General features: G+C 38.9%; 3 protein-coding genes and 10 tRNA genes. 12 read left to right on the top strand and 1 reads right to left on the bottom strand.

Annotation, left to right across the window (positions count from 1 at the left end; all coding sequences use genetic code 11):
* Positions 1-50 precede the first annotated feature (50 nt).
* The 12 genes from ACNSTQ_RS22845 (at position 51) to ACNSTQ_RS22790 (ending at position 2,924) form a co-directional block, all read left to right on the top strand.
* Positions 51-127: transfer RNA gene (locus ACNSTQ_RS22845), tRNA-Pro, on the top strand.
* 22 nt (positions 128-149) lie between these two features.
* A tRNA-Gly gene (locus tag ACNSTQ_RS22840) sits at positions 150-223 on the top strand.
* 11 nt (positions 224-234) lie between these two features.
* Positions 235-311: transfer RNA gene (locus tag ACNSTQ_RS22835), tRNA-Ile, on the top strand.
* A 7-nt stretch (positions 312-318) separates the two neighbouring features.
* Positions 319-409: transfer RNA gene (locus tag ACNSTQ_RS22830), tRNA-Ser, on the top strand.
* Between the two features lie 15 nt (positions 410-424).
* A tRNA-Glu gene (locus tag ACNSTQ_RS22825) sits at positions 425-499 on the top strand.
* A gap of 35 nt (positions 500-534) precedes the next feature.
* Positions 535-610, top strand: a tRNA-Val gene (locus ACNSTQ_RS22820).
* Between the two features lie 4 nt (positions 611-614).
* Positions 615-690: transfer RNA gene (locus ACNSTQ_RS22815), tRNA-Thr, on the top strand.
* 43 nt (positions 691-733) lie between these two features.
* Positions 734-809: transfer RNA gene (locus ACNSTQ_RS22810), tRNA-Lys, on the top strand.
* Positions 810-817: 8 nt separating this feature from the next.
* Positions 818-901 (top strand) — tRNA-Leu (locus tag ACNSTQ_RS22805).
* Between the two features lie 4 nt (positions 902-905).
* Positions 906-982: transfer RNA gene (locus ACNSTQ_RS22800), tRNA-Arg, on the top strand.
* Between the two features lie 144 nt (positions 983-1,126).
* Complete coding sequence (locus ACNSTQ_RS22795) at positions 1,127-2,131, top strand: tyrosine-type recombinase/integrase (protein ID WP_418202039.1); 1,005 nt, start codon at positions 1,127-1,129, stop codon at positions 2,129-2,131.
* 106 nt (positions 2,132-2,237) lie between these two features.
* Entirely contained in the window at positions 2,238-2,924 is a 687-nt protein-coding gene (locus ACNSTQ_RS22790; RefSeq protein ID WP_418202038.1) for a hypothetical protein, read from the top strand.
* Between the two features lie 301 nt (positions 2,925-3,225).
* Here the strand turns inward: ACNSTQ_RS22790 and ACNSTQ_RS22785 are convergent.
* On the bottom strand, positions 3,226-3,315 hold a 90-nt coding region (locus tag ACNSTQ_RS22785; RefSeq protein WP_418200139.1), incomplete at its 5' end, for an IS3 family transposase.

Genomic DNA, 3,315 nt, shown 5'->3' with positions numbered 1-3,315 from the left:
CGAATCAAAAGGTCGGGAGTTCGAATCTCTCAGGGCGCGCCATTTTAATACGGGAAGTGGCTCAGCTTGGTAGAGCACCTGGTTTGGGACCAGGGGGTCGCAGGTTCAAATCCTGTCTTCCCGACCAATTCATTTAAAGCCAATAAGATGCGGGTGTAGTTTAATGGTAAAACCTCAGCCTTCCAAGCTGATGTCGTGGGTTCGATTCCCATCACCCGCTCCATTATTTATAATGGGCCTATAGCTCAGCTGGTTAGAGCGCACGCCTGATAAGCGTGAGGTCGGTGGTTCGAGTCCACTTAGGCCCACCAGAAATATGGAGAAGTACTCAAGTGGCTGAAGAGGTGCCCCTGCTAAGGGTATAGGTCGGGTAACCGGCGCGAGGGTTCAAATCCCTCCTTCTCCGCCAGAACTTTTTTACGATGGCCCGTTGGTCAAGCGGTTAAGACACCGCCCTTTCACGGCGGTAACACGGGTTCGAATCCCGTACGGGTCACCATTGTTACTAAAGATTTATAGCAGTAATCGTTTTATGGAGGATTAGCTCAGCTGGGAGAGCACCTGCCTTACAAGCAGGGGGTCGGCGGTTCGAGCCCGTCATCCTCCACCACTTTGCCGGTGTAGCTCAATTGGTAGAGCAACTGACTTGTAATCAGTAGGTTGGGGGTTCAAGTCCTCTTGCCGGCACCATTTTCATAGAATATCATTTAGTGGTAAATTAATACCTTTAGATGAGCCATTAGCTCAGTTGGTAGAGCATCTGACTTTTAATCAGAGGGTCGAAGGTTCGAGTCCTTCATGGCTCACCATTTTATTTGCGGGTGTGGCGGAATTGGCAGACGCGCTAGACTTAGGATCTAGTGTCTTTGACGTGGGGGTTCGAGTCCCTTCACCCGCACCATAATGCGCCCTTAGCTCAGCAGGATAGAGCAACGGCCTTCTAAGCCGTCGGTCAGAGGTTCGAATCCTCTAGGGTGCGCCATCGAAATACATACGGTAACCCGAAAGATAAGCGTCTTATAACGTTAAATGAAACGGTCAATGTAACGGTCAATCTCGGTAATATACCCGAAACCGAACCGCATGACTATTGTATAAATTTAACGATATAGGAGGCTTATTTTTTATGGTAAAAAAGAAAGCGATATTTACGGTTACAGAGAATTTAAACGGTATATTTATGGATAGTGAGGTAGGTAAGGTAAACAAGGCACAAACTAAGGGTTCTACGGCGACAAGTAAATTGACTATTACTATCGAACTTGCACTAACGACTATTACTAGACAAATGGAGATAAGCGGAAATAGAGCACGTACAATAAGTGATTATAACGTTTACGTTAACCATTTTGTTAATACGATAAAGGTAAAGTACGTAGATGAGTTAAACGCCGATCACGTTTACGAATGGCTTGCAAGTATGAACGTATCTAACCAAACTAAGCTAACTCGCTTAAAGTGTTTAAAGGCATTTCTCTCACGTTGTTTTGATAACGGTTGGATAGAGCGCAAGTTTTGGCGCCCTATAAAAGTTAAAGTCGATAACAGAGTAAAGGAAGGAGCAACAGAGCGAGATATAAGGGTCTTGCTATCAGTCCTCGATTTAAACGACTTCGTACAGTTACGAGACGCTACTGCGGCTTTACTTATGTTTAAGACGGGTTTACGTATTAACACAATTGTACACTTAGAGACGCAGCACATTGATTTTACTAATAATTTATTGCGGATTGACGGATCGATTGTTAAAAATCACGATCAAATACTATTGCCTTTCGATGATACTCTTAACCGTTTGTTATCAGTCCTAGTTAACCATAACGACGCTATACGTAGAGAGTACGATCAAGAAAATAGTTACGTATTTATAACTAAAAAAGGCGGTATAATAGCCACGGGTCAATCGCATAACAATATACAAAAACGGTTAAACAAATACGCTAAGGAATACGGCTTGAAGAACATAAGTCCCCATGCTTTACGGCGAGGTTTCGCAAAATCACTACTAGATAAAGGCGCTAATATTACTGATATATCTAAAGCGCTAGGACATAGTAACTTAGCTGTAACAACACAATACTTACACATAGATAAGGAAGAGGTTGCGGAAAATCTAAGAAGATTTCTATAATTTTAATAAAGGGACGCTTAAAGCAGCGTCTTTTTTTTTACTCTTAACGAAACATAGTATAATACTAGTTATATAGAAAAATTTTTACAAAAGGGGATTAGTCGTAGTGGAAGTTACAAAAAACAAAGATATTAGTATCGGATATGTAATAAATGAGAGGAAGTTAATTGAAATTGACTCTATATTTAAAGAAGTTTCTAGTGATATTGAATATAGCGTATCCTGTTTAGATGGTACATCTATAAATTTTAATAGTTTGGATGAGTTGATAAGTTACCCGAATCGCAAAGAAAAGCAATATACTTCAATTTCCATAAGTAACAACTATTCAAGTTCGATAAGAATATCGTTAACGCTCTCAAATAGGCAATATAGTACCATTTCCTACAGAGTAAATGGAGATGAAAAAGAAGTAGATTTTTACGCAAGGAAAATTGAAGAAGTTATTTATAGTTTGAGACAATGGTACTCATTTCTTTCAGTACCATCTTTTGTTGTACATGTTCTTTTTATTTCAATATTTTCAATTATAGCAGCATTATTATTGAGTTCGTTTGGTATTTTAACAGCTGATACTTCAATTTATATTGCATTGCCAATAACTATAGTTAATACCTTTATTTATGATAAAGTAAGGCAAAATCTATTTCCTGTTGCAACATTCGAACTAGGTGATGGTATAGATAGAGCTAAATTTAAAAATACTCTTAGAGCAGGTATACTTGTGAGTATATTCTTAACTGGTATAGTAGGTTACCTTGTAAATCAACTTCCAAGTTTTATAGGTAACTAAGATTACTTCGTAATATAGTAAAGAGAGACGGCGGTACAGTCTTCTTTTTGTATTCAATCGTTTGCAATGTAAACAATTAAGTTATACCCCTTCACTCCTACAGGTGCAAGGGAATAGCCTTATTCGTTTTTTTACAACGGTTTACAAATAAGTGTTCGATTGAATAATCAATCGCTGGCGCTTTAAGACGGAGAGAGTAGCTACAACTCATGGGGTCACGCAAATTAAAAATTACTATTAAAAAACTGTGCTATAGTTGCATGATAATGTGTACCCTTTGTAAAGGACATTTTAAAAAAGCCTAAGCGGTTTTAAGAAGATGATCTCTGTATTGAACAGGGGTCATCTTTTTCATATTCCATTGGTATCTAAAATGGTTATAGTATGTCAT

Source organism: Alkalihalobacterium sp. APHAB7 (assembly GCF_048323755.1).
In the GTDB taxonomy this organism is placed as follows: Bacteria; Bacillota; Bacilli; order Bacillales; family Bacillaceae_F; genus Alkalihalobacterium.
Note: the sequence above shows the minus strand (reverse complement) of the source record. Positions and strands in the feature narration are given on the sequence as shown.